The organism is Brachyspira pilosicoli (assembly GCF_019402445.1).
Lineage (GTDB): Bacteria > Spirochaetota > Brachyspiria > Brachyspirales > Brachyspiraceae > Brachyspira > Brachyspira pilosicoli_B.
Window position 1 is genome coordinate 1 of the sequence record NZ_SRZM01000350.1, and the last position, 5347, is coordinate 5347.

Here is a 5347-nt window from a genome sequence, read left to right on the forward strand (position 1 = left end):
CTTCGTCAAAAGAACCAAAAAGTGCAAGTATATAATTAATATAAAATCATATAATTATATTTTATATATAATATAAGCTCTAGTTTAAATAAACTAATATTTTTTATATACATTTCATAAAAATATTAAAACTTCATAACACTAAAAAGCCCCAAATAAATTAATATTTGGAGCTCTTAATAATCAACTCTTAGATAACTCTTCTACCTCATTTTCTCTGTAGGTCTTTACCTTTTCAACATTAAACAGTAGCGACTGCCCATCAGAATCAACATTTATATTATCACCCTCTTCAATATGCCCGAAAAGTATCTCTGTGCTAATATAATCTTCAACCTCTTTTTGTATAGCACGTCTTAAACTTCTTGCACCATACTTCTTATCAAAACCTTTATCTATTATGTAATTTTTTGCCTCATCAGTTAAACTTATAAAAATATTTCTATCTTTTATAGCTTCATTCAACTCTCTAAGCATAATCTCTATAATATCTTTTAAATCTTCTTTTGTAAGTGTATGGAATACTATAATATCATCTATTCTGTTTAAAAACTCTGGATTGAAATTCTGCTTTAATTCTTCCATAGCAAAGTTTTTCATGTCATTAATATCTTTTTCACTTCCAATAGCATTAAAACCTAAAGAAGTTCCTTTAACAATATCTCTTGCTCCCAAGTTGCTTGTTATAATAATTATAGTATTAGAGAAATCAACCTTTCTTCCAAAGTTGTCTGTAAGCTGACCTTCTTCAAGAACCTGTAAAAGTATGTTTGTGATGTCTGGGTGAGCTTTTTCTATTTCATCAAAAAGTATTAAAGAATAAGGTTTTCTTCTCACCTTCTCTGTAAGTCCGCCTCCCTCTTCATATCCAACATATCCAGGAGGAGCTCCAATAAGTCTGCTTACTGCAAACTTCTCCATAAACTCACTCATATCTATTCTTATAAGAGCGTCACTATCTCCAAACATAAACTCTGAAAGCACCTTAGCTAAAGCAGTTTTACCAACACCAGTAGGACCTAAAAATATAAAACTTCCAAGCGGTTTTTTAGTGCTTTTTAACCCCGCTCTTGCCCTTCTTATAGCTTTTGATATAGATGATATAGCTTCCTTTTGTCCAACTATCTTACTGTGAAGCTCATCTTCCATACCAATAAGTCTTTTACTCTCAGAATCTAATAATCTTTTTACTGGTATATTTGTAATTTCTGATATTACATGTCTTATATCATCTTCATTAATAATTGTTTCTGTTTTATCTCTCTCGCTTCTCCACTCAGCTTCTTTTTTATCCAATTCCTCTTGTAAAGATTTTATAGCATCTCTTAATTTAACAGCCTCTTCAAAAATCTGATTTTTTACAACAGTTTCTTTTTCCTGATTAAGCTCTTTTATTTTGTTTTCTAAATCCTTTAACTCCTGAGGTCTTACCATATTCATAAGTCTTGCCCTTGAACCTGCCTCATCAATTAAATCTATAGCCTTATCTGGTAAATGTCTTTCGAATATATATCTTTTACTTAATACAGCAGAAGCATAAATAGCACCATCAGTATATTTTACTTTATGATGCTCTTCATATTTAGATTTTATTCCATTTAATATTTCTATAGTGTCCTCAATAGAAGGCTCTTCAACATTTATAGGCTGAAATCTTCTCACCAAAGCACCATCTTTTTCTATATACTTTTTATATTCATTTATAGTAGTTGCCCCAATACATTGAATCTCACCTCGAGAAAGTGCAGGCTTAAGCATATTAGCAGCATCTAAAGCCCCCTCTGCACCTCCAGCCCCAATTAAAGTATGAAGCTCATCTATAAATATTATAATATTGCCGACTTTCTTTATCTCCATTACAATGTTTTTTATTCTCTCTTCAAACTCGCCTCTATATTTAGTACCAGCAACAACAGAAGATAAATCTAAACTTAAAACTCTCTTTTTTAATAATATATCAGGCACATCAGTAGAAACAATCTTTTCTGCCAATCCCTCAACTATAGCAGTCTTACCAACCCCAGGCTCTCCTAATAGTATAGGATTATTTTTCTTTCTCCTTGAAAGTATCTGTACAACTCTCATTACCTCGTTTTCTCTGCCAATCACTCTATCCAATGCCTTTTCTCTAGCCATTTTAGTTAAATCACGTGCAAACTTATCTAAAGTAGGAGTTCTTGCTGTATTATCTTCTTGAATAGTGCTAGAAGAAGATTCAGAAATATTTGATGAAGAACCAGATTTACCTCTAATTCTCATCATCTCATGTCTTAATGTTTTTAAATCTAAATTATAGCTAGTAAGTACATTATATGCTATCCCATTTTCCTCTTTTAAAATACCAAGAAGTAAATGTTCTGTGCTTATGCAATTATCTCCTAATGATTTAGCCTCTTCTGCCGCTCTGCTTATTAAATGCTGAATGCGTGGTGATGGAGGTATCTTACCAAACAATTTAGTGTTGCTTGTAGATTTTACCATAGAAGATTCTATATCAAATTTAATTTTTTCTATATCTATTTTTAATTTATTTAAAACATTCACAACTATTGAATCAGTTTCATGAAATATTCCTAATAAAACATGCTCTGGAGTAAGCATATCATGATTTAATCTCTTAGCTTCTTCCACAGAGTGTAAGTCTAATATTCTTATAGCTTTATTAGTAAGACGAAATGGATAAGACATATTGTATTTCCTATTTTAATTTATATATTATATTCTTTTTTCAATATTTATCGGATATAAAAAAACTAAGCTTATAAAAAAATAGAATTGCATATTAAAGTAATATATACAATTCTACTATATTTAATCACTATTAGAAGAAATTACAACCTAGATACATTAATAACAGGTATATTTCTTCTATTAGTAGAAGCTGTATTAATATTATCCAACTCACTATTTTTTATAACACTAGGATTAGCGTATAAAAAAGATAAAATCAATGCTGCAATTATAGCCATAGATAATACAAATGAAAGCTTTCTAGAGCACATCATAGAATACATATAATCAAAAAGAGTATTCTCTTTTTTTACTATAGTACTCTCTACTTTAGCCCTACTTAACATGCGAGCCCATTCATCATCTGGCAAGTTATTCAAATTGAAATAATTCCTTTTTCTTTCAATTTTAGCTTTAAATTGCATCATTTCATGTAATTTCATAAAAGAGTCCTTTCTTTTTCTAACAAAGTTTTCATTTTTTTGAGAGCATAAGAATAATTACTCTTAGCAGAATCACTAGATATATTTAAAATATCAGCTATCTCTTTATAAGAATAATTTTCATAATATCTCAAAATAAATACATCTCTTTGTTTTCCTTTCAATTTGCTAGAAGCCGTATATATTTTCTCTTGCAAATATACTCTCTCATATTCTTTTTCGGTATTATATCTCTTATCGTCCACAACCTCTAATTTCTCAAGATAAGGAGATTCACGCCTATAAGCTTTAGAATACATATTAATAGCAGTGTTGCTGATAATTCTGTATAACCAGCCTTTAAAATAGTTTCTCTCTTCATATCTTCCTATAGCTTTATATACACGGATTAAAACATCTTGAGTTAAATCCATAGCATCTTCATAGTTATGCATAAAGCGATAAGATATATTAAAGATATAATTTTTATACCTAGTAAGTAAAATATCCAAAGCTTCATTATCCCCATTCTTGTGGGCTTCTATTAATTCATAATCTTTTAATAATTCTTTTTCTTTTGTCATCATTATTTGCCAACTCCATTACTGTTTACATATATAAAACAGACTTTAAACATTTAAGTAAAATCAAGCCATATAAGTTTTATCTTCTTTTAAACCAATATTAGTTTTTTTAACAAAATCTTTATCGCTTGAGATTACTACCTCCCTCTCTTCAAATGCTTTCTCTATATCTTTTTTAGTTAGAGTTAAAGCATTTCCATTTATACCATCTAAATTAAAAAGTATATTAACCATAGCAGTTTCAACTATACTTTTTAATGACCTTGCTCCCATATTCATAGTAGAAGCTTTATCCACTATATAATTTATAGCATCATCTGTTAATATTAGCTTCTTTCCTATACTCTTAAAGAAATCTACATATTTTATTATAGGTGATTCTTTAGTTTTTAGCAATATATCTTTTAAATTATCTTTAGTAAGCTCATTTAAAGTTACAATTATTGGTATTCTTCCTATAAACTCTGGTATCATACCATATTTCTCTACATCTTTCACATCAACCTGACTAAGTATCTTGTTTTTTTGAAGCTTATTTAAAATCGCATTAGAACCAAATCCTAAACTACTCTCACCTTTAAGACGCATCTTTATAATATCTTCAAGCCCAACAAAAGCACCGCCAAAAATAAATAAAATATTTTTAGTATTCATTACAATTCCATCGCTTGAATGCATCATTCTTCTGTCGCCAAACTCAGGAACTCTAATATCCTCGCCATTCATCATAGAAAGTAAAGCCTCTTGAACCGCCTTGTCTGAAGGGTTGCCTGTGGTAGATTGATGAGCATCAGCTTTTGCTATCTTATCTACCTCATCTAAAAATACTATACCATGCTGAGCTTTATCTAAATCACCATTAGCCTTCTTATAAAGATTATACAATACAACCTCAACATCATCTCCAACATAACCAGTTTCGGTAAGTGTGGTAACATCTGCACGTGCAAATGGTAATCCTAAAATATCTGCCAATGTTTTTACTAAATATGTTTTACCAACTCCAGTAGGTCCTATCATAAGAATATTTGACCTAAATGGTATATCTTTATTTCCATTAATTCTTAAACAATGTAAATAAGCATGAACAGATAATGCCTTCTTAGCATCATCTTGACCTATTACTGTTTTGTTAAGCTCGGAAACTATCTCTTTTGGTGTTAATATTCTTGGCTCTTTTATAATCTTCTTTTTAGACTTTGTATCTATATAATTTTCTTTGTTTGTAATATCTAATATTAAATCATAGCTTTCTTTCTCTAAAAAAGCAAAAACTATCTTTGAATTAACAAATGTAATTAAAGTATTAGACACTTCTAAAAGACCAATACTTGAATAAGGCTCATGAGATAAAACAAGTATGCCGCTTGACATTAATTTACTTTTACTGTCAAAATAATGATACTTGTTAATATAAATATCTGCATCCATTGTAATGAGTTCTAATATTCTTCTTACAGATATAGCAGACATAGAATCCCCATAAATCGTATAAGTAATTAAACAATATAAAATAAATCTCTCATCATCATTTAATTCAAACTCATTTATAAATCTTTCTATATTAAAATTATATTGTTTAAATGTATGTATCTTTTTTAAATCTTTTTT

4 protein-coding genes are annotated in these 5347 nt (G+C 29.2%); all 4 read right to left on the reverse strand.

Annotated features, from left to right (window positions below):
• Positions 1 to 183 precede the first annotated feature (183 nt).
• Entirely contained in the window at positions 184 to 2688 is a 2505-nt protein-coding gene (locus E6A48_RS10505; RefSeq protein WP_219710161.1) for an ATP-dependent Clp protease ATP-binding subunit, read from the reverse strand.
• Between the two features lie 143 nt (positions 2689 to 2831).
• Positions 2832 to 3173, reverse strand: coding sequence for a hypothetical protein (locus E6A48_RS10510; protein WP_219710163.1), 342 nt, complete (start codon positions 3171 to 3173; stop codon positions 2832 to 2834).
• Positions 3170 to 3739 carry an RNA polymerase sigma factor gene (locus E6A48_RS10515; protein ID WP_014932538.1) on the reverse strand — a complete coding sequence of 190 codons (570 nt, stop codon included), beginning with the start codon at positions 3737 to 3739 and terminating at the stop codon, positions 3170 to 3172. Before E6A48_RS10515 ends, E6A48_RS10510 begins: the two co-directional genes overlap by 4 nt.
• 60 nt (positions 3740 to 3799) lie before the next feature.
• The coding region (gene clpX, locus E6A48_RS10520) for an ATP-dependent Clp protease ATP-binding subunit ClpX (protein WP_219710165.1) at positions 3800 to 5347 on the reverse strand (1548 nt) is incomplete at its 5' end.